Raw genomic sequence first — 26,544 nt, forward strand, 5'->3', positions numbered from 1 at the left:
GTGGCCGCTCTATCGGTCCCGCGTGCCCATCACAACGCCTCCGGCGTCTCGCCCGGCGCAAGCGCGACTTCCACGCGGTCGCGGCCATGGGCCTTGGCGAGGAACAGGGCTTCGTCCGCCCGGCGATAGATGCCGGTCCAGAAGCTTTCCGGATCCGCGCGCCCCTCGGCGACCCCGAAGCTCGCCGTCAGACTGACCAGCCCCCCGTCTGGTATCGCGAAGCGGGTGGCGCGAATCTCGTCGAGAATGCGCATCGCATGGTCGACCGGCCGCTCGTCGGAATCTTCGGGCCTCAGCACGATTCCGAACTCCTCGCCGCCCGCGCGCACCAGAAGAGTGTCTCTGCTGCGCCTGCGCAGGACGTCGCCCAGCCGGGACAGCACGGCATCACCTGCCAGGTGGCCGAACCGGTCGTTCACCGTCTTGAAGTGATCCAGGTCGAACAGGATGAGCGCGATGGGCGCGCCGCGAGGCCATTCGGCAAGCTGCCGAATCAGTCCGCGGCGGTTGAACAGACCGGTCAACGGATCGATGTCGGCGACCCGGCTCAGCTCCTTCTGCCGCTCCAGCGCCTCGTCGCGTTCCCGCCGCAGTATCAGGGCACGGTAGCCAAGCGCGACAGAGATGATCAGCACCTCGAATGCCAGCGCTGCAAAAATGGACAGGTCGAGAAGGTCGGTCTGCGGCAACAGCCCGAACGCACGCAATATTCTGAGCAGGATGACGATCAGCGCAGGCAGCCAGCTGATCAGGTAGATCCAAAGGAGCTGGCTGCCGTTTCGGTACGCCGTGACACAGGCGCATACCAGCACGACCAGCGCCGGAAGATAGAGGAGGTGGTAAACCTCGAACGCCCCTTCCGGCAGGTGCAGCGCGTAGAAGCCGCAGACCACCGAGCCGGTCAGGATGATGGCCCCCGTCACCGGCAGCGCAAGGCGCTGCCACGCGGCCAGGACACGGCGTTCGAGAAACTGCGTCAGGAAGAGGAGGTTGAAGAATATCGCGCCGCCCAGCGACACCCAGGTGCCGACGAAGCGCGTCTCGAATGACAGGCCCGGAAGGATGGCGAACAGGCTGTTCGACCAGAAGACCCCATATATGAACACGCACAGCGACATGAGCGCGTAGGAGCGCTGGAACGGCTCTCTGAGCGCGTGAAGCAGTGCCAGATTGGCAAAGAGCGGCACCAGCACGACGCCCGCCAGCAGGCCGAAGAGGAACAGCATCCGGCTGCCCTGCGCCCGCACGCTACGGATCGATTCTATCGTGGCGCTTTCAGCCAGATGGCCTTCGAACGAGCGGCCGAGTTGCATGCGAATTTCTGCCGGGGGCGCTGCACCTTCTGGAAGCGGAATGGCGAAGCGGGCGGCAGCGATCCAGTTTGCGCTGGCGACGGACTGATCATAAGCGCGGCGCACGGCACTGCCGTCCGCATAGCGAAATTCGATTTCCATCCGATCGAACCGGAAGCTTCGCGGTACGAAATAGTGAACGGCCTCGGGGTCGGCGAAGCGAGTTTCGGCGACGGCATAGGTGATTTCGCCGCTGGACATCGGCGTACCGACCTCCTCGCCGCACAGGTCGACCGAACAACCGGTGATCGCCAGGTCGCGTGCCAGGGCATGCCCGCCGCTTCCCATCGCCATCAGCACAGCCACAAGAAGTGCGCACAGGAAGGCAGGCCGGATCGCGTTGGGGCAGGTCATTCCCGCTTCGAAACTCCCTGCTCACCCCATGCCAAAGGGTCCCGGCCAGGAACCGGCCGACGTCAGATTAAACCCATGCTAGTTTTTATAGCAGACCTTTTTCGCTGCCGTCACGACCTCGTCAAGTTTCAGCAGCGCAGCCTTCTCAAGATTCTCAGCGTAAGGAAGCGGTACGTCGACATTGGTGACCCGCAGGACGGGCGCATCCAGATAGTCGAACCCGTCTTCCATGCAGATGGCCTGAATTTCCGACGAGATGGAACAGGTGGGCCAACCCTCTTCCACTGCCACCAGCCTGTTGGTCTTCTTCAGCGACGCCAGCACGGTCTCGCGATCGAGCGGGCGCAGCGTGCGAAGGTCGATGACTTCGGCATCGATACCGTCGCTCTCCAGCTCCTTCGCGGCGTCCAGCGCCACTCCGACACCGATGGAATAGCTGACGAGCGTGACGTCCGCGCCTTCGCGAACGACCTTCGCCTTACCGATGGGAAGTACCCAGTCATCCAGCTTCGGGACGTCGAAGGACTGTCCGTAGAGCAGCTCGTTCTCCAGGAAGACCACCGGGTCCGGCGACTGGATGGCGGCGCGCAGCAGCCCCTTGGCAGAGGCGGCATCATAGGGCGACACAACGATCAGCCCCGGTACGCTGGCATACCAGGGTCCGTAATTCTGGCTGTGCTGCGCGCCCACGCGCGCCGCCGCTCCGTTAGGGCCGCGAAACACGATCGGACAGCGCATCTGGCCACCCGACATGTACAGCGTCTTGCCGGCCGAATTGACGATATGGTCGATGGCCTGCATCGCGAAGTTGAACGTCATGAACTCGCAGACGGGCTTCAGTCCGCCCATGGCGGCGCCGGTCGCAACGCCCGCGAAACCATATTCGGTAATCGGGGTATCGATGACGCGCTTGTCGCCGAACTCGTCGAGCAGGCCCTGGGTGACCTTGTAGGCGCCCTGATACTCGGCAACCTCTTCGCCGATGACGAAGACCTTGCCGTCCGCGCGCATTTCCTCGGCCATGGCATCGCGCAGGGCCTCTCGAACCGTCATGCGCACCATTTCCGTGCCTTCCGGAACCTCCGGCTCGACCGACAGGCTGGCAGGTTCTTCGCCCGCCTTGGGCTGTTCGGCTTCGACATCGGGCGTGGCCGAGGACTGCTGCGTCTCGCTGCTGGCAGGCGGGTCGCCGCCATCTGCAGGGATGTCCACGTCACCGGCGTCTTCGTCCTCACGAGCGATAACCGCGATCAGCGTCCCAACGGCGATATTTTCGCTGCCTGCTTCGACCAGCAGCTTGGCCACAGTCCCGCCTTCGTCGGCTTCCAGCTCCATCGTCGCCTTGTCGGTCTCGATTTCCGCCAGCAGGTCGCCGGGGTTCACCTCGTCGCCCTCAGCGACCAGCCATTTGGCGAGTGTCCCCTCTTCCATGGTGGGGGACATGGCAGGAAGTTTGATCTCGATAGGCATCAGTTGGCCAGTGTCTGCTGATGTTGAACAATGCGCCAACCATTACCGACGGCGCGGTAGGTGCTGGAGCAGAATGCGGCGTAGGCCGGCTCCTCGCTGCGCCGGCTTTCCGCGCGATAGGCGATGACGATCAGGCTCTGCGCGGGCCGCACGAGCGACCGCTCGCGCATGTCGACGCTCTCCCAGCGCGGCGCGCGCTCAATCGATTTGCGAACGGATGCGGCATTGAGCGCGCCCATTTCTGGGAACACCATCAAGGCGTCGTTGTCGAGCAGCTCCGCATAGGCGTCGGCGCCGCCGGTCCAAAGACGTTCTTCGCGCGCCCAGACATCCTCGTCGGTGATCTCCATCAGCCGTAGCTCCCCACCAGAACATCGGTGTAAAGTTCCTTCAGGTCCGGTTCGGGCGTCTGCTCGGCAAAGTCGGCGGCCTCATTGACCTGTTCGCGGATTTCTTTCTCAATCGCCTTCAGCGAGTCCTCGTCGGTGCCCATTTTCATCAGTTCGGCCTTCGCGGCCTCGATCGGGTCGCGCTTGGTCCGGACATCCTGCACTTCGTCGCGGCTGCGATACTTGGCCGGATCCGACATCGAGTGGCCGCGGTACCGGTAGGTCATATATTCGACCAGCACGGGGCCGTTTCCGCCGCGCACCCAGTCAAGCGCCGTCTCAGCGGCACCCTGGACGTCGAGGACATCCATGCCGTTCACCTGCATGCCCTCGATGCGGAAGGATTCGCCGCGCCGGTAGAGCTGGTCCTCGGCAGAGGCGCGATTGACGCTGGTTCCCATCGCATACTGGTTGTTCTCGATGATGAAGAGAGCGGGCAGCTTCCACAGTTCGGCCATGTTGAATGCCTCGTAGACTTGGCCCTGGTTCGCCGCACCGTCACCGAAATAGATGACCGCAACGCCGCCATCTTCCTGATATTTGTGCGAAAAGGCGAGGCCAGCGCCCAGCGGGACCGGGGCCCCGACGATACCGTGGCCGCCGTAGAATTTATGCTCGGTCGAGAACATGTGCATCGACCCGCCCTTGCCCTTGGAAATGCCCGCTGCCCGGCCGGTCAGTTCGGACATCACGTCCTTGGGCGAAATACCGCAGGCGAGCATATGACCGTGCACCCGGTAGCCGCCGATCACGCTGTCGGCATCGGTCATGGCCGCCTGCACGCCGGTCACAACCGCTTCCTGGCCGATATAGAGGTGGCAGAACCCGCCGATCAGGCCCATGCCGTAAAGCTGGCCCGCCTTCTCTTCGAAACGGCGGATCATCAGCATGCGGCGGTAAAGCTCGGTCAGCTCCTCCTGCGAGGGCTCGTGACGGGACGGCATGGGCACCTGATCGATCCCATCGCGGGCTTCGGTAATCCGGACCCGCGACGGCGATTCCTCGCCCTTCCCGCCCGTATCCTTCGCATTTGCCGCTTTCTTGGCCGCCATGAAGCTCCCTTCCGATGGGCTGATCGGGGACTGCTCTAGGGGCTTCGACCGATCAACGAAAGGGCCGGGCAGCGCTTAAGTCCCGTTCAGTCGTCCAGTCGAACGATGATTTCGTCTTCGCGCACAAGACCGAGCCGGCGGCGGACGAGTTCCTCGGCATAATCCGGCTCCGCGCGCTCGCCCATCAGCTCGACGCGGTGCTCCAGCTTCTCGCGTTCCGCCGCCAGACGGGCGGCCTCCTGTCGCAAAAGGGCATGCTCGGCGCGAACTTCGCCAAGCGACATCAGGCCGTTTTCGCCCATCATCATCTGCCACAGGCACAAACCCGTGATGGCCGCCAGGGCGGCGGTCAGAATGACGGATCCGGTCCGTCTTGCGACATGACGTAAGCTTTGCATGGGTAACCCGCTTGAATCACGCGATATGGCGCGCGTCAATCGCCGGTCGCACGGACCGAGTCGAAATTGCGACGAACCGAGTCGTCAGCCGATGCGCGGCCGCGCATCGGTGCGAGGTTGCATGAATCAGGACCGCAGAATCGCCCTGCCGGCATAATCGGCCATGCCGCCCAGTTCCTCCTCGATGCGCAGGAGCTGGTTATATTTCGCCAGCCGGTCCGACCGGGCGAGGCTGCCCGTCTTGATCTGCCCGCAATTGGTCGCGACGGCGAGGTCGGCGATCGTCGCATCCTCGGTCTCGCCCGACCGGTGCGACATCACCGCGGTATAGCCGGCACGGTGGGCCATGTTCACCGCCTCCAGCGTCTCCGACAGCGTTCCGATCTGGTTCACCTTGATCAGGATCGAGTTCGCCGCTCCCTTGGCGATACCCTGCGCGAGGCGCGCGGGGTTGGTGACGAACAGATCGTCGCCGACCAGCTGGACCCGGTCACCGACACGTTCGGTCAGCGCTGTCCAGCCGTCCCAGTCGTCTTCGTCCATGCCGTCCTCGATGGAGAGGATCGGATAGGCGTCGACCAGTTTCTCCAGATAGGCGGCCTGCTCCTCGCCGGACCGGGTGACGCCCTCGCCGCCATAGACATAGGCGCCGCTCTGGTGGAACTCGGTGGCAGCGCAGTCGAGCGCCAGCATGACATTGTCGCCCGGTTCGAATCCCGCATCGCGGATGGACGCCATCACATAGTCGAGAGCCGCCTCCGCGCTGGCGAGATTGGGCGCGAATCCTCCCTCGTCGCCGACTGCCGTCGCCAAGCCGTCCTTTGCCAGCGCCGCCTTCAGCGTGTGGAAGATTTCGGCGCCCCAGCGCAGCCCTTCGGAGAAGCTCTCAGCCCCCACCGGCATGATCATGAATTCCTGGAAATCGATCGGATTGTCGGCATGTGCACCGCCATTGACGATGTTCATCATCGGAACCGGCAGAAGGTTCGCCGCCGTACCGCCCACATAACGATAAAGCGGCAGCCCCCGCGCCGACGCGGCGGCCTTGGCCACGGCCAGGCTTACGCCCAGGATCGCGTTCGCACCCAGGCGAGACTTGTTCTCGCTGCCGTCCAGGTCGCGCATGGCCTGGTCGATCTCAAGCTGGTCCTCCGCTTCGGCTCCCAGAAGCGCGTCGAGAATCTCGCCGTTGACCGCGTCGACCGCCTTTTCCACACCCTTGCCAAGATAGCGGGACTTGTCACCGTCGCGCAGCTCCACCGCCTCATAGGCACCGGTCGAGGCGCCCGAAGGGACGGCTGCGCGGCCCTGGCTGCCGTCTTCCAGCTCGACGTCGACTTCCACCGTCGGGTTGCCCCGGCTATCGAGAATCTGCCGCGCATGAATGTCGACAATGGCTGTCATCGGAACGTCCCGCTTCTTGTGATTAGCTGTTCGCAGCGCCTGTTAGAGACGCTTTTGCATCGCCGCAACGGCGCGGAACCATGCCCCCGTCGATCCGTTGCCGAAGTAAGACTGGGAATGAGAACAGAAAGGGAGCACCCATGCCAACCGAAGACGACAAGGCCACTTCCGTCGACGCCGTTGCCGATACCAACGTCCCCGGCGATGCAGCCCGCACGTCCGCGTCCGCGCCGATGAGCACGACGACGCATCCGACCATTGCCGAACATCAGGATGACGGCGCTTCGCTGTCTGCCCGCGTGCCGGAATCAGTAAAGGACCAAGCCAACAAGCTTGCCGGTGACGCTGCGACACGCGCGCGCTCGGCGGCGGAAGAGGGCAAGGCGAAAGCCTCGGAGACGGTCCGCAACCTCGCGGCGTCTACCCGCGATGCCGCGAACCAGTTCAAGGGGACGCAGGCCGAACCGCTGACGCAATATGTGAACGGCGCCGCCGACAGCATCGAACAGTTCGCCTCGACTCTCGACGAGAAGACGGTCGACGAACTGCTCGACGATCTGCGCGTCATGGTTCGCAAGTCCCCCGCCATCGCCATCGGCGCCGCAGCCGCGGTCGGCTTTGCCCTTTCGCGCTTTGCGAAGGCGAGCGAGCGGGCCTTCGACGCGACCGGCGGAACCACGACACCTGCCGACCGCGACGCCTAGTCCCGGTGTCGAAGGACACAGGAAGCCGCCACGGCGGCACGCCGTTGCCGCCGTCGGGCGAGCCGGACCTCGGCGCCCTAGTCGACCGCGTCAAGCGTGACGCGAAGGCATGGGTCGAGGCGGAAAAGGCCTATGTCAGTGCGGAAATCTCCGGACGGATCGAGATGGCCGCACAGCCGGCGATTTCGTTCGCAGCCGCGGGATTCCTTGGGTTTCTGGCCAGCATCGCCTTCACGGTCGCGCTGGCTCTCGGCCTGGGCCTCCTCGTCGGCGCACCGCTCGGATTTCTGATCGTCACGCTGCTCTATCTGGGCGGGGCGTATCTTCTCTACGTCAGAGGCCGGGCGCGCATGAAGCGGATGTTGAGAATGCAGGTTTCCAAGCGCGCCGCCGCCCCCGAGGCGGATTGGGCTCCGGAACGCGGAGGCGCAGAATGAACGAGGATATCCCGCCCCAGGTGAAGCGCGCTGCCGCCGCGCGGTACCGCGCGGATGTCGCCCGGCACGACCTGACGGCGAGTGTGGGCGAGCTCAAGGCCAGGCTGACGCCGCAAGCGCTGGCAAAGCGCACGGCGGATACGGTGACCGACCGGGCAGCGAAGGGCGTTCTGAGCGCCCGCAAAGCGGCACAAAGCCATCCTGCGGCCACCGGCGCCCTCGCGGGGCTGACAGGACTTTTTCTGATGTGGCGCGTTGGCAATAAAGTTAGGAAAGGAGACTCCCATGACGGGTGAATATAAGCAGCCGGCGGCCACGACGCCGCCCGAAGACAGCTCGACCTCCGACAAGGCCCGCAAGCAGGCCGAAAAGGCCAAGGGCAAAGCCCGCGAAGTGAAGGGTAAGGCCGAAGATGCCGCCGCCAAGGCGCGGGGCAAGGCCGAGGACACCGCGACGAAGGCGCGCGGCAAGGCGAACGAGGCCGCTATCTCCGTGAAGGACAGCGCGAAGTCGGCGCGCGACTACACGTCGGAACGCTACCAGGAAGCGCGCGACTACACCGCCGAGCGCTATCGGACCGCGCGCGACTATTCCCGCGAACGGGCAAACGAAGCGCGCGAGTATGGCGAACGGCGCCTCAGCGATGCGCAGGCAGGCTACGAAAAGGCACGTACCCGCGCGTCCGAAGGCCTCGAAAGCTACCCGCTTGCGGCGGCAGGTCTCGGCCTGCTGGCCGGCATGGCGATCGGCCTGCTTCTCCCGCGCACGCGTCAGGAGAGCCGCGTTCTCGGATCATACCGCGACGGGCTTTACGACCAGGCCGTGGAAGCGGCGCGTGCGGCCCGCGCAGCCGGCGAAGAAGAGTTTCGAGGCATCGCGTCCGAGGCCAAGGAACACGCGCGTGAACTCGGTGACCGCGCCGCAAGCGCGGCAAAGACATCGGCCGATGCCGCACTGAAAAAGGCGCAGGCTTAGCCTTACACTCACCCGCCCCCGCAAATCGGCCGAGTCTACAGTGCATAATTCACAGTGGATTCAGCCAGACGGCCCGATAAGGCCGGGCTAAACAAGGCCGATTTTGCGGGAGGGTGTATGAAGCTGTGGCTGTGTGTAGCGGCACTGGGAATGCTGGGCGCGGGCTCGAGTCCCTCGTTCGCGCAGGATGATCCTGCGAAGCTGTTCGCGAAACAGTGCGGCATCTGTCACGGCGATCCCAATATCGCGGACAGCAAATCGCGTTTGGGGCCCGACCTTCACGGCCTGTCGGGCCGCACCGCAGGTACATCCGATTTCGCGCGCTATTCCCCCGCGATGAAGCGGTCCGACATCGTCTGGTCCAACAAGACCCTCGACATGTTTCTAGCTGCGCCGCGAACCACCGTGCGCGGAACCATCATGGCCTATCCGGGATTGAAGGATGACAGCGCGCGAAAGCGGCTCGTCCGCTATATTCTCAGCGCTTCCGAGTAATTCAGTAGAGGCTTATTTACCATGACCAAGCGTCTTGCCGCCCTTCTTCTTGCCAGCGTCGCCGCTCCGGCGGCCTTTCTGGCTCCGACCGCCGTCAGCGCCCAGGCCGCCAGCGAGGCGGACGCGCAGCGCGCCGGCCAGTTCATCGACTCGCTCGCCAATGAGGCGTTCGGCGTCATCCGCAGCGGCAGTGCGAACAGCGCCGCCACGAAGACCGAACTTCGGAAGCTCCTCGCGGAGAATTTCGACGTCAACTATATCGGCCAGTATCTGATCCGCCGCCATCAGCGGGACATCGATCAGTCGCAGATGCGCGCCTATATGGAGGTCTTCCCCGCCTGGGTTGTCGAAACGTACACGAACAATCTGTTCGCCTTCAAGGATGCTGAACTGAACGTCATTCGCGCTGTCCCGAGTGGCTCGCGCGGACAGGTTGAAGTTTATACGCGCGTGACCTCGCCTGGCCAGGCACCGATCGACGCAGTGTGGCTCGTGTCGCCCGACGGCAATAGCTACAAGATCCGCAACCTGACGGTCTCCGGTGTGAACATGGCCATCACGCAGGAACAGGATTTCAACGCCTATATCAGCAAGAACGGCTTCGATGCGCTGGTAGACCTGATGAAACGACGGGTATCCTGATCTTCCAAATTGTTGCAGCGCAAGTCGATTGCGCGAACCGGGCGGCGCGGGTATAGGCGCCGCCCATGAAGCGCCATACCCAGGACCAGCTCCCCAATCCGAAGCTGCACCTTGTCTTCGGCGGCAGGGTAAAAGACCCTCGCGGCCTTGAATTCGAGGATTTCAGCGATCTCGATATCGTCGGGATTTTTCCAAATTACGCCGCCGCCGAGAAGGCATGGCGTGCCAATGCCCAGCGCACGGTGGACGATGCCGAGATGAAGTATCTCGTCGTCCACCTTCACGAGCTGCTTGAACCGGAAGACGGGGACCGCCCCGCCGCCTGAACTCAACGCGCGGCGCGGATATCCAGTTCGCGAGCGAGACAGGAAGTGCCGCGCCGGGTCCGGACAGCGGTCACGAAAAAAGGCCCCCGCGCTATGCTCGGGGGCCTTTTTCTTGTCTGGTCTCTTGTCGTCCGGGCCAGTTCTCGAGCGTCAACTCAGGACCCCCGGACCTGCCCGCTCCGCGTCAGCGCAGCCAGGAAAAGCTCTGGAAGGACGAGCCAGCGGGCGCGAAGGGCGACAGGGCAGCTGGCAGGTCGAGGCTGCTCGTGGGGTCGAACTTCAGCTCTTCGTCTTCGGAGAAGGGTTCGCCCGGGGCGGAACCCTGCGCGGTTGCCGGACCGTTCCACAGCTCGAACACGGGCTCGGGCTCGTTCATCAGGCTCGCGACGGTGGTGCGGGTGCCCGACCGGCGATCCCTCAGCACTTCGAACCCGGCCTCCGTCAGCGACGCGACATTGTCGTTACGGGCCCGGCTGGACGGCGCGCCGAGCACGATCGTGATCAGGCGTGTGCCGTCACGCTGGGCCGAGGCGGCGAGAGTGAAGCCGGACGCGTTGGTGTAGCCGGTCTTGATCCCGTCGAGCCCGACGACCTTACCCAGAAGGCGGTTGTGGTTCGGAAAATACTTGCCGCCCATATTGTAGGAGCGCTGCGAGAAGAACGCGTAATAATGCGGGAAGTCACGCATCAGCGCAGCCGACATCGTCGCAAGGTCGCGCGCCGTCGTGGAGTGGGCCGCATTGGGCAGGCCGCTCGCATTGTAGAATGCCGTTGCGTTCATGCCGAGTTCGCGGGCCTTCTCCGTCATGCGCTGGGCGAAGGCCGTCTCGCTTCCGGCCACACGCTCGGCAAGAGCGACGGCAACGTCGTTCGCCGACTTGGTCGTCAGCAGGCGAACCGCCTGTTCGACCGTGATCCAGCCACCCTTGCCGATACCGAGCTTGGACGGCGGCTGAGAGGCCGCATGGGCCGAGAAGTAGACGCGGTCGTCGAAACTGAGGCGGCCGGCGTCGATTTCCTCGAACGCCAGCATCAGCGTCATCACCTTCGTGATCGACGCCGGATGCCGCGCGGCGTCGGCGTTGCGGGCATAGAGAACTTCCTGCGTGTCCGCATCGACGACGATCGCCGCATATTTCTGATTGTCGAGAAGGCTGCTCGCCTGGACTGACTGGACAGAAAACAGTGCCACGAACATGGCCGCCAGGGCCATCAGGAACCTGCTGGGCTCCATGATCGTTCTGTGAGTTGTACGTTCTGCCTGTCTATCCATAGAATTCCCTCCGCTCTGGATACTCAATGTATGACGGAATTCTGCGGAAGGAAGGGCTTTTTGCGTCGCAGCGAGACGAGACGAGTCACAGTTGAGACGAACGGGGGCCGAGGCCGGAAACCCGCGGCACTCCCTGGGTAAAACTCCCTAAGAAGCTGAACATAAGATGAAAGAAGGCGGACGCGCCGACGCGCCCCCGCCCTCCCTCAACTCGTTTCTGAGCGTCGTCAGGCGGCCTGTTGCGCCTCCGGACGACTGTAGAAGCTCTCGCCCTTTTCGGCCATGTCGCGCAGCAGCTTGGGCGGCGAGAAGCGCTCGCCATGTTCCTGCGCCAGACGGTCGAGGACGCGCACGACATGGTCGATGCCGAGCGTATCCATGTGGCTGAACGGACCGCCCGTATAGGGCATGAACCCCCAGCCGAAGATCGCGCCCAGGTCGCCGTCCTGGGGCGTTTCCAGAACCCCTTCCTCATAGCAGCGCGCGCATTCGACGAGCTGACGATATTTCAGCCGTTCCTGCACCGCCTCGACCTGCGGCTGCTCCGGGCGGTCATGGGCGCCGAACGCCTCTTCCAGCCCCGGCCAGAGCTGCTTGCCGGCGTCGCCATAGTCGTAATAGCCCTTGCCGCCCTTGCGGCCGACACGGCCCTCCGCCATCATTTTCTCGACGACGGTATCGGACGGACCCTCCTTATAGGCGTCGCCCATGTCCTTCTTGGTCTGCTGCATCACCTTGTAGCCAAGCTCGATGGAGACCTCGTCGGAGACGGCGAGCGGACCGACCGGCATACCCATATGCTTGCCGCCATTCTCGATCAGCGCGGGCGTGATGCCCTCGCCCAGCATGGCGGTACCTTCCTGCACATAAGTGCCGAAGCAGCGCGAGGTATAGAAGCCGCGGCTGTCGTTCACGACGATCGGCGTCTTCTTGATCTGCTGAACATAGTCGAGCGCCTTTGCGATGGCCTCGGGGCCCGTCTTCTCGCCGACGATGATCTCGACCAGCGGCATCTTCTCGACCGGCGAGAAGAAATGCACGCCGATGAACTTCTCTGGCTTCGACCAGGCCTTTGCGAGGCCCGTGATCGGCAGAGTCGAGGTATTCGAGCCGAAAATGGTGTCAGCACCGACGACGGCCTCGGTCTTCTTCGTCACCTCGGCCTTGATGTCGCGGTCCTCGAAAACCGCCTCGATGATGAAATCGCACCCCTCGAGGTCGGCATAGTCGGTCGTCGGCGTGATGCGGTCGAGGATCGGCCGCAGCTTCTCCTTGTCCATGCGCTTGCCGAGCTTCTGCTCGGTATAGGCCTTGCCCTTCTCGGCGGATTCCTGCGACGTATCGAGTAGCACCACCTCGATGCCCGCGCGCGCCGAGACGAGCGCAATCCCCGCACCCATCATGCCCGCGCCCAGCATGCCGATCTTCTTCGTCGGCATGGGCTCGATGCCCTCGGGCCGGCGCGCACCCTTTTCCGCCGCCTGCTTGGAGACGAACAGCGAGCGGATCATGTTGCCCGCCTGCGGGTCAGCGACCAGCTTTGCGAAATATTTGCTTTCGATGCGGATCGCCGTGTCCATGGGAACCTGCGCGCCCTCGTAGACGGCAGAGAGGATGGCATGCGGCCCGTTGATGTTCCCGTGCGTCTTCGAGATCGCCATGGCGGTCCCGCCGACGAATGTCTGGCCGAAGCCGGGGTTGAGCGGTGTCGCCGGCCCGCCCGGGAACTTGAACTTCTTCTGGTCCCAGGGCTGCACGCCGCCATTCGGGTTCGCCTTCACCCAGGCTTTGGCACGGTCGACGATCTCGTCGGCGGGGGCCAGTTCCTGGATGACGCCAAAGCCGAGCGCTTCCTGCGGTTTCATATTGTTGCCCTGCACCAGGTACATCAGCGCCGGCTGCACGCCCATCAGGCGCGGCAGGCGCTGCGTACCGCCCGCGCCCGGCATCAATCCGACCATCACCTCGGGAAGGCCGAGGCCGATCTTCGGATTGTCGGCGCAGACGCGGTAGTGACAGGCCAGGACGACTTCCAGGCCGCCGCCGAGCGCCAGGCCGTTCACCGCGGCCGCAACCGGCTTGCCGCACGTCTCGAGGTCGCGGAGCATTTTGTTCAGCGCGAAAACGCCGTCGAACAGGACGCCCATCTTCGACTTGCCGCTATCCTTCGCGGCGCCGTCCGCATCGCCGAAGTTCATTCCCTTCAGGTCGGCGCCGGCCATGAAGCCGGATGCCTTGCCCGAGGTGATGACCGCGCCCTTGATCTGGTCGTCGGTGGAAATCTTCTCGATCAGCGCAGTCATGTCGCGCTGCAGTTCGGCATTGATCACGTTCATCGACTGGTTGGGCAGGTCGATGGTCAGCATGGCGATGCCGTCGCCGTCGAGGTCGTATTTGATCGTATCGGTATTCATCGGTGAGCTCTCCGCTCTGGAATTTCTGTTTGGCTCGGGTGGCGGGCGGCGGACCTAGATCCGCTCGATGATCGTCGCCGTGCCCATGCCCGCACCGACGCACAGGTTCGCAAGCGCGGTGCCCTTGCCGGTCCGCTCCAGCTCGTCGAGCACCGTGCCGAGGATCATCGCACCGGTTGCTCCCAGCGGATGACCCATGGCGATCGCGCCGCCATTCACGTTCAGCTTGTCATGATCGATGTTCAGCGCCTGCATGTAACGCAGCACGACCGAGGCAAAGGCCTCGTTCAGCTCGTAGATGTCGATGTCGTTCACATCCATGCCGGCACGATCCAGCACCTTGCGGGTGACGAATTCCGGGCCCGTCAGCATGATCGTCGGCTCCGACCCGATGGAGGCCATGGCGCGGATCTTCGCGCGCGGTTTCAGGCCGTATTTCTCGCCGATCTCCTTGTTGCCGATCAGGATCGCGGACGCGCCGTCGACGATGCCGGAGGAGTTGCCGCCATGGTGCACATGGTTGATCTTCTCGATCTCCGGATATTTCTGCAGCACGACCGAATCGTAGCCCGGCATCTGCGTGCCGATCCCCTCGAAGCTGGGGTTGAGGCTGCCGAGGCCCTGCATGTCGGTGTCGGGACGCATATGCTCGTCCTTCGCCAGGACGACTTCGCCGATCACGTCCTTCACCGGCACGACCGACTTGTCGAACCGGCCCTCCTGCCAGGCGCGTGCGGCACGCTTCTGCGATTCCACGGCATAGGCGTCGGCATCGTCGCGGCTGAACCCGTATTTCGTGGCGATCAGGTCGGCGCCGATACCCTGCGGCGCGAAATAGCTGTGAAAGTTGACCGCCGGGTCCATCGCCCAGGCACCGCCGTCGGAGCCCATGGGTACACGGCTCATGCTTTCGACCCCGCCGCCGATGGCGAACTCGGCCTCACCCGAAATGACCTTCGCGGCGGCCATGTTCGTCGCCTCGAGACCGGAGGCGCAGAAGCGGTTGATCTGCACCCCGGCCGTCGTCTGGGCATAGTCGGCATTCAGGACGGCGATGCGGGCAATGTCGCCCCCCTGCTCGCCAACGGGAGATACGCAGCCGAGCACGACATCGTCGACGTCGCCGGTGTCGATCTCGGTCCGGTCGCGCACGGCCTGAAGCACCTGCGTCGCCAGCTGGATCGGGGTGATTTCATGCAGGGCGCCGCTCGGCTTGCCCTTGCCGCGCGGTGTGCGCACCGCGTCGTAGATATAGGCTTCGGTCATATTCGGGTCTCCCAGTTCTTGGTTCAGGCGCCCTCTGTCGGGGCGTATTCGTTTAGCTTCGGGCTATTCGCTCAGGCGCGGGCGAAGGAGTCTTCCGGCAGCGCCATCAGGCTGTCCGCGCCGGCCTCCAGTTTGCGGCGCAGCGCGCCGACGTCGGGCAGATACCGGTCCATATAATAACGGGCCGTCGTCAGCTTACCCTCGTAGAACGCATCGCCCGCGCTTCCGTTCGACAGCTTCTCGGCGGCGGCGGTGGCCATCTTCAGCCACATCACGCCCAGCGCCACGATCCCCATCATGTGCATGTAGGGGACGGCACCGGCGCCGGCGTTGTTCGGATTGGCCGTACCGTTCTGCATCAGCCACATCGTGGCCGCCTGCATCTCGCCCGCGGCCTTTTCCAGCTTCTCGGCCAGCGGCTTCAGCGTCTCGTTCGCCTTCGCCGCTTCGATGTCGCCGGTGACCATCTGCGCGAACTGCATCAGCGCCTTGCCGCCCTTCCGGCCGAGCTTCCGGCCGACAAGGTCCATCGCCTGAATGCCGTTCGTGCCCTCGTAGATCTGGGCGATCCGGGCGTCGCGGACATATTGCTCCATGCCCCATTCCTGGACGTAGCCATGGCCGCCATAGACCTGCTGCGCCTCCACGGCAGTGGCAAAGCCCTTGTCGGTGAAATAACCCTTGATGACGGGGGTCAGCAGGCCGACCAGGTCGTCTGCCTCCTCGCGCTCTTCCTCGGTCTGCGCGTTGTGCGCCAGGTCGATCTGCAACGCGGCCCACAGCGTCAGCGCGCGGGCACCTTCGGTAAAGGCCTTGGCGTCCATCAGCATGCGCCGAACGTCGGGATGCACGATGATCGGATCGGCCTTCGCGTCCTCGTCCTTTACGCCGGTCAGGGCGCGGCCCTGGCGCCGGTCGAGCGCATAGTCGACCGCGTTCTGATAGGCGATTTCGCCCTGCGCGAGACCCTGGATGCCGACGCCGAGACGCGCGGCGTTCATCATGATGAACATCGCCTCGAGGCCGCGCTCGGGCTCGCCGACCAGATAGCCGGTCGCGCCGTCATAGTTCATGACGCAGGTGGCATTGCCGTGAATGCCCATCTTTTCCTCGATCGAGCCGCAGGAGACCGCATTCCGCTCGCCAGGCGTGCCGTCCTCCTTCACCAGGAACTTCGGCACGATGAACAGCGAAATGCCCTTCACATTGTCGGGCGCGCCTTCGCGCTTCGCCAGCACCAGGTGGATGATGTTGTCCGCCATGTCGTGCTCGCCGGCGGAAATGAAAATCTTCGTTCCGGTGACCGCGTAGGTGCCGTCGCCATTGTCCTTCGCCTTCGTCCGGATGAGGCCGAGGTCCGTGCCGCAATGCGGCTCGGTCAGGTTCATCGTTCCCGTCCACTCACCCGAAATCATCTTCGGCAGGTAGGTTTCCTTCTGCTCGTCAGAGCCGCGCACGGCGATGGCGGAGATCGCCCCCTGCGTCAGACCCGGATACATCGAGAAAGCCATGTTTCCGGCCGAGATATACTCCTCGAAGGCCATCGCGACCGAGTGCGGCAGGCCCTGCCCGCCATATTGCTTCGGCGCGCCGAGCGTGCCCCAACCGCCTTCGACGAACTGCTGATAAGCCTCCTTGAAGCCCTCCGGAGTCGTGACCGTACCGTCGTCGTGACGCGTGCAGCCCTCGCGGTCGCCGGACTGGTTCAGCGGAAAGACGACGCCTTCGACGAACTTCCCACCCTCTTCCAGGATCGCCGACACCATGTCGGGCGTCGCATCCTCGAACCCGGGCAGGTTGGAATATTTCGCCAGGTCGATCACTTCGTCGAGGACGAAGCGCGTGTCGCGAACGGGAGCGGTATAGCGGGGCATCTCAGGAGGTCCTTTCGGAAATACCGGCCTCGGCCGGCAGGGTTTGGAGCGTATTCAGAAACTGTTGCAGCTCGGCGATTGTGGCCTCGAGATCGTCGCGCTGGGCTTCCAGCGCCTCGACGCGGCCTTCGACGCGGTCCGCCAGCGCGCGGCGCTGCTTCGCCGGACCGGCATTTTCATACATGTCGAGAAGTTCGGCGATGTCGGCGAGCGAGAAGCCAACGCGCTTGCCGCGCAGGATCCAGCCCAGCCGCGCACGGTCGCGCTTGGAATAAATGCGGGCCTGACCTTCCCGAGCGGGACTGAGCAGGCCTTCGCTTTCATAGAAGCGGATGGTCCGCGCGGTGACCCCGAACTCGCTGCTGAGCTCGCCGATCGTGAATCTGTCCTTCGCCGCTGGTGTGACGATGGACAGGAAATCGGTTGGCTGCATGGGCCCCATATGGGTGCCCTTTACGTTAACGTCAACCGGTGAAGCTTAGTCCGTCTTGACCCACCTCGCGGTAAAAGCAGGTGCGGCGACCCGTGTGACAGGCCGGCCCCGCGGCTTCGACTTTCAGGAGCAGCGCATCCTGGTCGCAGTCGACGAGCACTGCGCGAACGCGAAGGATGTTTCCGCTGGTCTCGCCTTTCTTCCAGAGCGCTGCCCGCGAGCGCGACCAGAAGTGTGCCTCGCCGCTCTCCAGCGTGCGGTCGAGCGCTTCGCGGTTCATATGGGCGAGCATCAGAACCTCGCCACTCTCCGCATCCTGCGCGATAGCGCTGAGGAGGCCCTTCTCGTCGAACTTGGGGAGGAATTCAGCGGTTTCGTCGCGGTCGGTCATGCCGCCGTATTACCGGCGCACCGCCGTCCGAACAATCGCGCGCCTGCGCGCCGCGGCGCGAACAATTGCGTGCTTCCGGCCGCAACGATCCTACCCGCGGGGACCGGTGAGGCACGGGTCTTCGATGCCCTCCTGTTCGCCGCCTTGAACCTGGCTCGGGCGCTCATGACCCTCATGACCGTCATGACCGCTGCCCTTCTCCTGCAGCGCGCGGTATGCCGCCTCGGCTTCGACCAGGTCGCAGCTCAGCGGATAGCGGTAGGTGCCGTCCGATAGCGGCTTCAGGAAATAGCGACCCACCGGCGGCAGCGTCGTTCCGCACGCGGCGCTGGACCGGACCTGGCAGCGGCCGTTCATCTCCATCGCCTCCTGGCGGACCTGGAAGGACTCGCCGTCCGCTCCGGTCACGACATAGGTCTGATAGGTCCGGCCATCGGGGCCCTGTTCGCAGTCGGGCGCCTTGATGTTCTGGGCAACCCGCCCTTCGACGATCCTGTATTCGGACAGCACGTCGGTCGCGTTTGCGGGCTCCATCGGGCCGGGTACCATGCAGCTGCACGCCAAGGCGGGCGCCGCCAGGAATCCGGCGGCCACCGCGCCGGCGGTCTTGAGCGAGAACATGAGCGCTATTTCCCTCAATGGTTGCGAAGGGCCTCGATCAGTTCGTCCTTCGTCATATCGCTACGGCCCTCGATGCCGATTTCCTGCGCCTCGTCGTACAGCTCATCCTTGGTCCGCTCCTCATAGGGGCGGCTGTCATGCTCGACATTGTCGTTCGACTGGGCGTTTGCGATGCGGGCGGACTTCTCCTTGGAGTAACCCTGGTCGCGAAGTTCTTCGTATGTATCGTCATTCTTGACGGAACTGCCATGGTCTTTTGCCATATCGACATCTCCTTTCAGGATGGTTCATGCGCCCAACGCATGGGCGCGATGTTTGTGACAAGAGGGCGACAAAGCCGACGACCTTTCCTATATGCGCGGCGTCTTCTCCTTTTTCCGGACTTCCCATGCTGACGACCGACCCGTTCGATCATGACAAGCTGCGCGAGGAGTGCGGCGTTTTCGGAGTGTATGGGATGGAAAGCGCATCGGCGCTGACGGCCCTTGGCCTCCACGCCCTTCAGCACCGCGGACAGGAAGCCGCCGGCATCACGAGCTGGGACGGCAGCCAGTTCTACACAAAGCGCGCCGCCGGACATGTCGCCGAGAATTTCAGCAACGAAAGCGCGATCCGCCAGTTGCCGGGCGACGCCTCGATCGGACATACCCGCTATGCCACGACCGGCGAGACGGCGATGCGCAACGTGCAGCCGCTGTTCGCGGAACTGTCGTCCGGCGGCTTCGCGGTCGCGCACAACGGCAATATCTCGAACGCTCAGCATCTGCGCCGAGGGCTCAACAAGCGCGGCTCGATCTTCCAGTCGACGTCCGACACCGAAGTGATCATCCACTTGGTGGCGACCTCCAGCTACCGCCCGCTTCTGGACCGCATCATCGATGCGCTGAAGCAGATCGAGGGCGCCTATTCGCTAGCCTGCCTGACGCCGGAGGGGCTGATCGCCGTTCGCGATCCGCTCGGCATCCGTCCTCTCGTTCTCGGCCGCCTCGAAGATGCTCACATCGTGGCCTCCGAAACGGTCGCGCTCGACGTCGTCGGCGCAACCTTCATCCGCCAGATCGAACCCGGCGAGATGATCGTCATCAACGAGAAGGGCATCCGGTCCATTCGCCCCTTCGCCGAGCAGACGCCGCGCCCGTGCATTTTCGAGCATGTCTATTTCTCGCGTCCGGACAGCTTTCTCGACGGGATGAGCGTCTATCAGGTGCGCAAGAATATCGGCCGCGAGCTTGCGAACGAAAGCCCGGTCGAAGCCGATCTTGTCATACCGGTCCCCGACAGCGGCAATCCGGCTGCGCTCGGCTATTCGCAGCAGTCGGGCATTCCCTTCGAACAGGGGATCGTCCGGTCGCACTATGTAGGCCGGACCTTCATCCAGCCGGGGCAGGCCATCCGCGACCTCTCCGTGAAGCTGAAGCACAACGCCAACCGCGAGCTGGTGAAGGGTAAGCGGATCATCCTCGTCGACGATTCCATCGTGCGCGGAACGACCAGCCTGAAGATCGTGCAGATGATGCGCGATGCCGGCGCGAAGGAGGTGCATATGCGCATCGCCAGTCCGCCGACGCGCAACCCCTGTTTCTACGGCGTCGACACGCCCGAGCGCTCCAAGCTGCTGGCAGCGCAGATGACGGTCGACAGCATGAACGAGTTCATCAAGACCGACAGCCTCGCTTTCATTTCCGTCAACGGACTTTACCGCGCCGTGGGGCTCGAGGGCCGCGACGACAGCCGGCCGCAATTCTGCGACGCATGTTTCACCGGCGCCTATCCCACCTCTCTCACCGACCAGGAAGATGACGGCAGCACCGAACAGTTCCAGCTGCTGACGGGGGCCGCTGCGTGAGCGTCGACGACAAGCCGCTCGCTCTCGTCACCGGTGCGTCGCGCGGGATCGGTGCGCAGGTCGCCCGGCAACTGGCGGCGAAGGGCTATCACGTCATCCTGACCGCGCGGACGGAAGGCGCCCTCGAGGAGGTCGAGGACGCGATCCACCAGGCAGGCGGCACTGCCACGCTGGCGCCGTTCGACCTGGCCGATGCGGAGGCGATCAGCCGCCTTGCCGGCGCAATCCACCAGCGGTGGGGCCGGCTGGACGCCCTCGTCCTCAATGCCGCCGTTCTCGGCGACCTCGGGCCGATCGCACATGTTTCCGACAAGCAGTTCGCGGAAATCTTCACGATCAACGTCGCGGCGAACTACCGCCTCCTGAAGGCGTTCGACCCGCTTCTTCGCGCCGCCGAGAGCGAGCCGGCAATCGTCGGTGTGACCTCGTCGGTCGCGCAGGCCCCGCGCGCCTATTGGGGACCCTATGCGGCCTCGAAGGCCGCGCTGGAAAATCTCCTCAATACCTATGCCGAGGAGCATAAGCGCGCGAAGGTGGAGATCTACAATCCCGGCGGCACCGCGACGAAGATGCGCGAATCCGCCTTTCCCGGCGAGGATCCTTCGACCCTCAAATCCGCCGAGACGGCCGCGTCCGAACTGATCGCCCTGATCGGCTAAGCCGCCGGCTACCCTGATACAAGCCGCGACAAGTTTCCTTTCCGCCGACAAATCTCTGCGACAGGGCGGCCCCATAACGGCACGCAGCAGGGAACTACGGACTGCAACGGAAAGGAAACCCCATGAAATCCACCCTCATGCTCGGCGGTGTTGTCGCCGCTCTTGCCCTTACCACGCCGGCGATCGCCCAGCCGCGCGGCCCGCATGGCAACCCGGATGCCAATGGCGACGGCGTCGTCACCGTCTCTGAGATCAATGCCAGCATCGCCGCTCGCTTCGCCGAAGCGGATAGGAACAATGACGGCGCGATCACCCAGGCCGAGTTCGAGGCCGAGCTCGCAGAGCGCGCGGACCGGATGAAGGAACGAGCCGAAGAGCGTGGCAGGAAGGGACCGCGCCGCGAACTGACGCCGGAACGCCGCGAGCGCATGGCCGCCCGCATGTTCGAACGCGCCGACACCGATGGCGACGGCCAGATCATCCTCGCCGAGATGGAGGAGAAGGCGCTGGAACGCTTTGCGTCGGTTGATACGAACGGCGACGGACAGATCGACGCCGACGAACGGAAGGCGCAGCGCGCGAAGATGCGCGACCGCATGAAGGACATGCGCGAGCGGCGTGCGGATCGCAGCAACTAAGGGCTGCGGATAACTTCCACTTTGACGAACGGAGGGAGAGGCCGGAAAGTCCGGCCCCTCCCTTCCCCGTTTCCGGAGAGCTGAGCTGACGTCCCGGCCCCACCTTCTTCTCGTCGAGGACGAACCGTCGATCCGCGCGCCCCTGGCCGCCTTCCTTCACAAGAACGGCTACAGGGTCAGCGAGGCAAAGGATGCGGCCGAAGCGCGAACGCTGCTTCCCGCCCATGCCATCGATCTCGTGATCCTCGACATCATGATGCCTGGCGAAGACGGGCTGAGTCTTGCCCGCTTCATCCGCGCGAACGGCGACCTGCCGATCATCATGCTGACAGCGATGACCGAGGATACCGACAAGATCGTCGGCCTCGAAATGGGCGCCGACGACTATCTGGCGAAGCCCTTCAATCCCCGCGAACTGCTTGCCCGCATCAGGGCGATCCTGCGCCGCAGCGCACAAGGCGGCCGCTCGGGAGCAGAGGCCTCCCCCGGCACGAAATACCTGTTCGAAGGGTTCGCCTTCGACATCGAGTCGCGTCAGCTGACCGGACCGGACGGCGAGGCAATTCCCCTCACAACGGGCGAATATGACCTTCTGAAAGTGCTGGTGACACGCCCTGGCCGTGTCCTGTCGCGCGACCAGCTGCTCGACCTGACAAGGGGGCGAGAAGCACATGCCTTCGACCGGGCGGTCGACAACACGGTCAGCCGGCTTCGCAAGAAGATCGAAGACGATCCCAAGACCCCCCGTCTCATTCAGACGGTCCACGGCGCGGGGTACACATTCGCCTGCACGCCGGAGCGGGTGTGATGCGCTTCCGCCGGCTCGGCCTGACCGCTCAGCTTCTGATCGTCGTCGCCCTTGCGCTCTTCCTCGCGCAGGCGGTCAACTTCGCGCTGATCTTCAACGAGCGCCGACAGGTCGAGACCACCAGGTCCGTCGAACCGGCCGTCGCACGTCTGCTGATTGCCGCGGAGCGACCCGACTTCTTCGACGGCGGGCGGGGGCGGCCGGGCTTCCGCGAACGTTTTCTCGATCGCATCGAGCGGCGCGGACCTCCGAACATTCCCGAAACCCGGCGCTATGTTCGCCTCGAACAGGCCGTCTACCTTCGTCTCGAACAGGCCGGGACCCCGGCGGAAGAGGTCCGCATCTTCGCCATGGACCGCCGCGCGGAGCGGAAGGGCGACCCAGGCCGGCTGGTCGTCTTCGCGAACTTTCCCGAGATCGGATGGCGAGTCGTTTCCACCCGGCCGCCCGTGCCGCCCTTCCCCCTCTTCGGTTACCTGTTCTTCCAGACCCTCGTGATTTTCGCTGTCACGCTCGTACCGCTGCTTTTCTTCGCGCGCCGCGCAAGCCGGTCTCTCGCTACGCTCGGCGCCGCGGCGCAGCGCTATCGCGGTACCGGGGAACCGGAGCCGGTCCAGCCTGCCGGCCCCGCCGACGTGCGGGCGCTGATCGTGGCCTTCAACGACATGCGCGCGCGCCTCAGCCGCATGATCGCCGAAAAGGACCAGATGCTCGGCGCCATCGGTCACGATCTGCGGACGCCCCTCGCCTCCCTTCGCATCCGCGCCGAGTCGGTCGAAGACGCCGAAGAGCGCGCCGCCATGATCGAGGCCATCGAAGAACTGAACACCAATTTGGAGGACATTCTTGTCCTCGCCCGCATGGGCCGCGCCAAGGCCCCGTCGGAGCCGACCGACCTTGCCGCGCTGGCGGCGAAGGTCGTGCGCACTGCGACGTCCGGTGGGCTGGAGGCACGGCTTTCGGCGCCGGAGGCGGTGATCGCCCCCGTGCATGTGGCCGCGGTGCGGCGGGCGCTCCAGAATCTGGTCGACAATGCGGCGCGCTACGGCGGACGGGCGTCGGTCGGCCTGACGGCAACCGAAACCACGGCGTGTTTCGTCGTGGAGGATGAGGGGCCCGGCATTCCGGAGGCCGACCTGGTGCGCGCTGCCGAGCCGTTTGTTCGGCTGGAACATTCGCGCAACCGCGAAACCGGCGGGTCGGGACTGGGTCTGGCCATCGCAAAGGCCGTCGCGGACCTTCACGGGGGCAGCCTGAAACTGGAGAACTGCCCCGCAGGCGGGCTGCGGGCCGAACTGTGCCTGCCGCGGCGCTAGGCCGCCATCTTGCGCATCTTCTTCAGTTTTTTCAGAACCATGTCGCGCTTCAGCTTCGACAGGTGATCGATGAACAGGATCCCTTCCAGGTGATCCATCTCATGCTGCAGGACCGTCGCCAGAAAGCCGTCGATCTTCTCTTCATGCTGGTTCCCGTCATAGTCGAGCCAGCGAGCCATGATCCAAGACGGACGGTCGACCTCGGCATATTGCTCCGGCACCGACAGGCAGCCTTCGTTATAGGTCGTGACCTCTTCCGACACTTCGAGGATTTCAGGGTTCACGAAGTATAGCGGCTCGCGAATTCGCTTGTCCTCGTCGGTCTCGCCCTCGGGCAGTTCCTGCAGGTCGATCACCAGCACGCGAATGGGGCGGCCGACCTGGATGGCGGCAAGGCCGATACCCGGCGCATCGTACATCGTCTCGAGCATGTCATCCATGAAGGCGCGCAGGTCGTCATCGACGCCTCCTACGGGTTCGGAGACGGTCTTGAGACGCGGATCGGGGACTTCGACGATAGGAAGAATAGCCATAGCGGGAATTTAGGAGCGCAGGTCCCGAACCGCAACGCCCGGCCAAACTCTGTCGGCTGTTCTAGCCGACGGCCCGGCGCGCCCGCAGGGCCTGCGCGATTGTCCCTTCATCGAGGTAATCGAGTTCGCCGCCGACGGGAACGCCGTGGGCGAGCGTCGAGACCGTGATGTCGAAACGGTCGAGCTGTTCGGCCAGATAGTGCAGCGTCGTTTGCCCCTCCATCGTGGCGTTCATCGCCAGCACCACTTCGGCCACCTCTCCCGTTTCGACACGCGAGAGAAGGCCGCCGATGGCAAGGTCGTCGGGGCCGACGCCGTCCAGCGCCGAGAGGCGGCCTCCCAAGACATGATACCGGCCGGAAAACAGCCGCGACCGGTCCATCGCCCACAGATCGGCGACATCCTCCACGACGGCCAGCAGGCTGCCGTCTCGGCGATGGTCGCGGCAGATATGACAGGGGTCCGAGGTATCGATATTGCCGCACGTGCCGCAGGACAGCATCCGCTCATCGACCGCCTGCAGCGAAGATATCAGGGGCTGCAAGGCGCTCTCGCGCCGTTTCAGCAGGTGCAGGACGGCGCGCCGCGCGGAGCGGGGGCCCAGACCGGGCAGGCGCGACAGGGACTGAACGAGGGCTTCGATTTCGGGCGACGACATGGCGCATCATTTAAGCATGAACCGCGCCCGACGCGAGAAGTGGTTGCGAGGCCGCGGCACGGGGCGTAGCCCGCGGGAATGCGCCTCGTCTACATGGGAACGCCGCCCTTCGCCGTGCCTGCCCTCCAGGCTCTGGCCGGGAACGGCCATGACATCGTTGCCGTCTATACCCAGCCCCCGCGCGCCGCGCGCCGGGGCAAGAAGCTGCAGCGTACCGCCGTTCACGACGCGGCGGAGGCCCTCGGCCTCACCGTACGGCATCCCGAGACGCTGAAGCCCGCTGATGTCCAGGAGGAGTTCGGGGCGCTGGGCGCGGATGCCGCGGTGGTGGCGGCCTATGGCCTCATTCTGCCGCCGCCTGTCCTCTCTGCACCCCGTCTCGGCTGCCTGAACATCCACGCATCGTTGTTGCCGCGCTGGCGCGGCGCGGCACCGGTACAGCGCGCCATCCTGGCGGGCGACCGCGTCACCGGCGTTACCATCATGCAGATGGAGGCAGGGCTCGACACCGGCCCGATGCTGCTTACGCGGCAGGTCGAGATCGTCGGCAAGACGGCCGGCCTGCTGACGGACGAGCTGGCGCTCGTGGGCGCTGAACTCATCGTTGAGACGCTGGCGGGCACCTTGCCCACGTCCGAACCCCAGCCGGATGAGGGCGTCACCTATGCGAAGAAAATCGAAAAGATTGAAGCCGCGCTCGATTTCACGAAGCCTGCCGTCGACGTCGACCGTCAGGTGCGCGCCTTCAACCCGGCACCCGGCGCTTGGTTCGAAGCCGCCGGCGAACGCATCAAGTGTCTCGAGGTCGCGGTCGAGGCCGGCAGCGCCGCCCCGGGCACGGTCCTCGACGGCGGCCGCGCCATTGCCTGCGGAGAGGGCAGCGTGCGCTTGCGGCTGTTGCAGCGTCCCGGCAAGCGACCGATGAGCGTCGAGGATATCCTCAACGGCTTCGACATGCCCGAAAGTGTACCCCCCTGCCCCGTTTCAAGCTGACCATCGAATATGACGGCCGGCCCTTCATGGGCTGGCAGCGGCAGGCGCACGGGCCCTCGGTGCAGCAATGCCTGGAAGAGGCTGCAGCGGCCATCTTCGGCGGCACGCCGCTCGTCTATGGCTGCGGGCGTACCGATTCCGGCGTGCACGCGCTTGGCCAGGTTGCGCATGTCGATTGCCCGAAACCGCTGTCCCCCTTTCGCCTGTCGGAAGCGTTGAACGCGCGCCTAAGGCCACATCCCATCGCCATTCTGGAGGCCGAGCAGGTCGCGGACGATTTTCATGCCCGCTTCGACTGCACCGGCCGCGCCTATCGCTACGTCATTCACAACCGGCGCGCACCGCTAACCCTGACCGCCGGCCGCGAATGGCGCATTTCCAAGCCGCTGGACGAGACCGCAATGGCAGACGCGGCCGCGCATCTCGTCGGCAGGCATGATTTCACGACTTTTCGCAGCGTGCATTGCCAGGCCGAAAGTCCGGTGAAGACCCTTACCCGGCTGGAGGTTGAACGACAGGGCGACCATGTGGTCGTAGAGGCGGACGCCCCGTCCTTTCTCCACCACCAGATAAGATCGATCACCGGGTGCCTCGCGATGGTGGGCGACGGGCGCTGGAAGCCGCGCGACATGAAGGCCGCGCTCGACTCGAAGGACCGCGCTGCTCTCGGGCTGAACGCCCCGCCCGACGGGCTCTACTTCGTGCGCGCAACATATGAATAAACCGAGAGTCGGCAGGCTTTACAGTTAACGCCTCCTTAGGGACAAATCGCCTCCTAACGATTGGTTTTTCGGGATGTTATGGGTTCGGCATGCCTTTTGCA

30 protein-coding genes are annotated in these 26,544 nt (G+C 64.5%); 14 read left to right on the forward strand and 16 right to left on the reverse strand.

Features of this window, described 5'->3' with window-relative positions; genetic code table 11:
• Positions 1–29: 29 nt before the first annotated feature.
• The 6 genes from KCN53_RS15210 to eno all read right to left on the reverse strand — a co-directional run bounded on the left by KCN53_RS15210 (position 30) and on the right by eno (position 6,419).
• On the reverse strand, positions 30–1,706 hold the full coding sequence (locus KCN53_RS15210) for a sensor domain-containing diguanylate cyclase (protein ID WP_088713183.1): 1,677 nt from the start codon (positions 1,704–1,706) through the stop codon (positions 30–32).
• Between the two features lie 78 nt (positions 1,707–1,784).
• On the reverse strand, positions 1,785–3,176 hold the full coding sequence (locus KCN53_RS15215; protein ID WP_088713184.1) for a pyruvate dehydrogenase complex E1 component subunit beta: 1,392 nt from the start codon (positions 3,174–3,176) through the stop codon (positions 1,785–1,787).
• Positions 3,176–3,526: a DUF4440 domain-containing protein gene (locus tag KCN53_RS15220; RefSeq protein ID WP_088713185.1), complete on the reverse strand. Its 351-nt coding sequence runs from the start codon at positions 3,524–3,526 to the stop codon at positions 3,176–3,178. The genes KCN53_RS15215 and KCN53_RS15220 overlap by 1 nt, the downstream gene beginning before the upstream one ends.
• A complete protein-coding gene (gene pdhA / locus KCN53_RS15225; RefSeq protein ID WP_088713186.1) occupies positions 3,526–4,617 on the reverse strand; it encodes a pyruvate dehydrogenase (acetyl-transferring) E1 component subunit alpha in 1,092 nt (363 codons plus the stop codon). Before pdhA ends, KCN53_RS15220 begins: the two co-directional genes overlap by 1 nt.
• Positions 4,618–4,703: 86 nt before the next feature.
• Positions 4,704–5,015 carry an FtsB family cell division protein gene (locus tag KCN53_RS15230; RefSeq protein WP_088713187.1) on the reverse strand — a complete coding sequence of 104 codons (312 nt, stop codon included), beginning with the start codon at positions 5,013–5,015 and terminating at the stop codon, positions 4,704–4,706.
• A gap of 126 nt (positions 5,016–5,141) precedes the next feature.
• Positions 5,142–6,419 carry a phosphopyruvate hydratase gene (gene eno, locus KCN53_RS15235; RefSeq protein ID WP_088713188.1) on the reverse strand — a complete coding sequence of 426 codons (1,278 nt, stop codon included), beginning with the start codon at positions 6,417–6,419 and terminating at the stop codon, positions 5,142–5,144.
• A 140-nt stretch (positions 6,420–6,559) separates the two neighbouring features.
• Between eno and KCN53_RS15240 the strand changes: the two genes are divergently transcribed.
• The 7 genes from KCN53_RS15240 (at position 6,560) to KCN53_RS15270 (ending at position 9,998) form a co-directional block, all read left to right on the forward strand.
• Positions 6,560–7,123 carry a hypothetical protein gene (locus KCN53_RS15240; RefSeq protein ID WP_172406287.1) on the forward strand — a complete coding sequence of 188 codons (564 nt, stop codon included), beginning with the start codon at positions 6,560–6,562 and terminating at the stop codon, positions 7,121–7,123.
• A gap of 5 nt (positions 7,124–7,128) precedes the next feature.
• Complete coding sequence (locus KCN53_RS15245; protein WP_172406288.1) at positions 7,129–7,560, forward strand: phage holin family protein; 432 nt, start codon at positions 7,129–7,131, stop codon at positions 7,558–7,560.
• Positions 7,557–7,856: a hypothetical protein gene (locus tag KCN53_RS15250; protein WP_088713190.1), complete on the forward strand. Its 300-nt coding sequence runs from the start codon at positions 7,557–7,559 to the stop codon at positions 7,854–7,856. The genes KCN53_RS15245 and KCN53_RS15250 overlap by 4 nt, the downstream gene beginning before the upstream one ends.
• Positions 7,846–8,535 (forward strand): hypothetical protein, encoded by a 690-nt coding sequence (locus KCN53_RS15255; protein ID WP_088713191.1) that lies wholly within the window; start codon positions 7,846–7,848, stop codon positions 8,533–8,535. Before KCN53_RS15250 ends, KCN53_RS15255 begins: the two co-directional genes overlap by 11 nt.
• Positions 8,536–8,652: 117 nt before the next feature.
• Entirely contained in the window at positions 8,653–9,030 is a 378-nt protein-coding gene (locus KCN53_RS15260; RefSeq protein ID WP_088713192.1) for a c-type cytochrome, read from the forward strand.
• 21 nt (positions 9,031–9,051) lie between these two features.
• Complete coding sequence (locus KCN53_RS15265; protein WP_088713193.1) at positions 9,052–9,672, forward strand: MlaC/ttg2D family ABC transporter substrate-binding protein; 621 nt, start codon at positions 9,052–9,054, stop codon at positions 9,670–9,672.
• Positions 9,673–9,737: 65 nt separating this feature from the next.
• On the forward strand, positions 9,738–9,998 hold the full coding sequence (locus tag KCN53_RS15270; protein ID WP_088713194.1) for a DUF4170 domain-containing protein: 261 nt from the start codon (positions 9,738–9,740) through the stop codon (positions 9,996–9,998).
• A gap of 184 nt (positions 9,999–10,182) precedes the next feature.
• On the opposite strand, the gene KCN53_RS15275 is transcribed toward KCN53_RS15270, so the two are convergent.
• The 8 genes from KCN53_RS15275 to KCN53_RS15310 form a co-directional block, all read right to left on the reverse strand.
• Entirely contained in the window at positions 10,183–11,232 is a 1,050-nt protein-coding gene (locus KCN53_RS15275) for a D-alanyl-D-alanine carboxypeptidase family protein (protein WP_224199784.1), read from the reverse strand.
• A gap of 266 nt (positions 11,233–11,498) precedes the next feature.
• Positions 11,499–13,685, reverse strand: coding sequence for a 3-hydroxyacyl-CoA dehydrogenase NAD-binding domain-containing protein (locus tag KCN53_RS15280; protein ID WP_088713196.1), 2,187 nt, complete (start codon positions 13,683–13,685; stop codon positions 11,499–11,501).
• A gap of 54 nt (positions 13,686–13,739) precedes the next feature.
• Positions 13,740–14,951: an acetyl-CoA C-acetyltransferase gene (locus tag KCN53_RS15285; protein WP_088713197.1), complete on the reverse strand. Its 1,212-nt coding sequence runs from the start codon at positions 14,949–14,951 to the stop codon at positions 13,740–13,742.
• Between the two features lie 71 nt (positions 14,952–15,022).
• Complete coding sequence (locus KCN53_RS15290; protein ID WP_088713198.1) at positions 15,023–16,825, reverse strand: acyl-CoA dehydrogenase C-terminal domain-containing protein; 1,803 nt, start codon at positions 16,823–16,825, stop codon at positions 15,023–15,025.
• Position 16,826: 1 nt separating this feature from the next.
• Positions 16,827–17,258: a MerR family transcriptional regulator gene (locus tag KCN53_RS15295; protein WP_088713199.1), complete on the reverse strand. Its 432-nt coding sequence runs from the start codon at positions 17,256–17,258 to the stop codon at positions 16,827–16,829.
• A gap of 31 nt (positions 17,259–17,289) precedes the next feature.
• Positions 17,290–17,649, reverse strand: coding sequence for a phosphoribosyl-AMP cyclohydrolase (gene hisI / locus KCN53_RS15300; RefSeq protein ID WP_088713200.1), 360 nt, complete (start codon positions 17,647–17,649; stop codon positions 17,290–17,292).
• Between the two features lie 90 nt (positions 17,650–17,739).
• Complete coding sequence (locus tag KCN53_RS15305; RefSeq protein ID WP_088713201.1) at positions 17,740–18,270, reverse strand: hypothetical protein; 531 nt, start codon at positions 18,268–18,270, stop codon at positions 17,740–17,742.
• Between the two features lie 14 nt (positions 18,271–18,284).
• Positions 18,285–18,533 (reverse strand): DUF7218 family protein, encoded by a 249-nt coding sequence (locus KCN53_RS15310; protein WP_088713202.1) that lies wholly within the window; start codon positions 18,531–18,533, stop codon positions 18,285–18,287.
• A 125-nt stretch (positions 18,534–18,658) separates the two neighbouring features.
• Between KCN53_RS15310 and purF the strand changes: the two genes are divergently transcribed.
• From purF to KCN53_RS15335, 5 genes are all read left to right on the forward strand, one after another.
• On the forward strand, positions 18,659–20,116 hold the full coding sequence (purF, locus tag KCN53_RS15315; RefSeq protein WP_088713203.1) for an amidophosphoribosyltransferase: 1,458 nt from the start codon (positions 18,659–18,661) through the stop codon (positions 20,114–20,116).
• Positions 20,113–20,775 carry an SDR family NAD(P)-dependent oxidoreductase gene (locus KCN53_RS15320; protein WP_088713204.1) on the forward strand — a complete coding sequence of 221 codons (663 nt, stop codon included), beginning with the start codon at positions 20,113–20,115 and terminating at the stop codon, positions 20,773–20,775. The genes purF and KCN53_RS15320 overlap by 4 nt, the downstream gene beginning before the upstream one ends.
• Before the next feature lie 122 nt (positions 20,776–20,897).
• Entirely contained in the window at positions 20,898–21,413 is a 516-nt protein-coding gene (locus KCN53_RS15325; RefSeq protein WP_088713205.1) for an EF-hand domain-containing protein, read from the forward strand.
• An 85-nt stretch (positions 21,414–21,498) separates the two neighbouring features.
• Entirely contained in the window at positions 21,499–22,221 is a 723-nt protein-coding gene (locus KCN53_RS15330) for a response regulator (RefSeq protein WP_088713206.1), read from the forward strand.
• Entirely contained in the window at positions 22,221–23,537 is a 1,317-nt protein-coding gene (locus KCN53_RS15335; protein WP_088713207.1) for an ATP-binding protein, read from the forward strand. The genes KCN53_RS15330 and KCN53_RS15335 overlap by 1 nt, the downstream gene beginning before the upstream one ends.
• Here the strand turns inward: KCN53_RS15335 and def are convergent.
• Entirely contained in the window at positions 23,534–24,070 is a 537-nt protein-coding gene (gene def / locus KCN53_RS15340; protein ID WP_088713208.1) for a peptide deformylase, read from the reverse strand. The two genes, KCN53_RS15335 and def, sit on opposite strands and share 4 nt — an antisense overlap.
• A 61-nt stretch (positions 24,071–24,131) precedes the next feature.
• Positions 24,132–24,728 (reverse strand): recombination mediator RecR, encoded by a 597-nt coding sequence (gene recR / locus KCN53_RS15345; RefSeq protein WP_088713209.1) that lies wholly within the window; start codon positions 24,726–24,728, stop codon positions 24,132–24,134.
• Positions 24,729–24,806: 78 nt separating this feature from the next.
• Here recR and fmt point away from each other — a divergent pair, with 78 nt between their 5' ends.
• Positions 24,807–25,721, forward strand: a complete 915-nt coding sequence (gene fmt / locus KCN53_RS15350; RefSeq protein ID WP_088713210.1) for a methionyl-tRNA formyltransferase — start codon at positions 24,807–24,809, stop codon at positions 25,719–25,721.
• The gene (gene truA / locus KCN53_RS15355) at positions 25,703–26,443 is read left to right on the forward strand and encodes a tRNA pseudouridine(38-40) synthase TruA (protein WP_088713510.1); all 741 of its coding nucleotides are present in this window, start codon (positions 25,703–25,705) and stop codon (positions 26,441–26,443) included. The genes fmt and truA overlap by 19 nt, the downstream gene beginning before the upstream one ends.
• The last annotated feature ends 101 nt before the right edge of the window (positions 26,444–26,544 follow it).

The sequence above is a fragment of the Pacificimonas aurantium genome, from assembly GCF_020092905.1.
Taxonomy (GTDB): Bacteria; Pseudomonadota; Alphaproteobacteria; order Sphingomonadales; family Sphingomonadaceae; genus Pacificimonas; species Pacificimonas aurantium.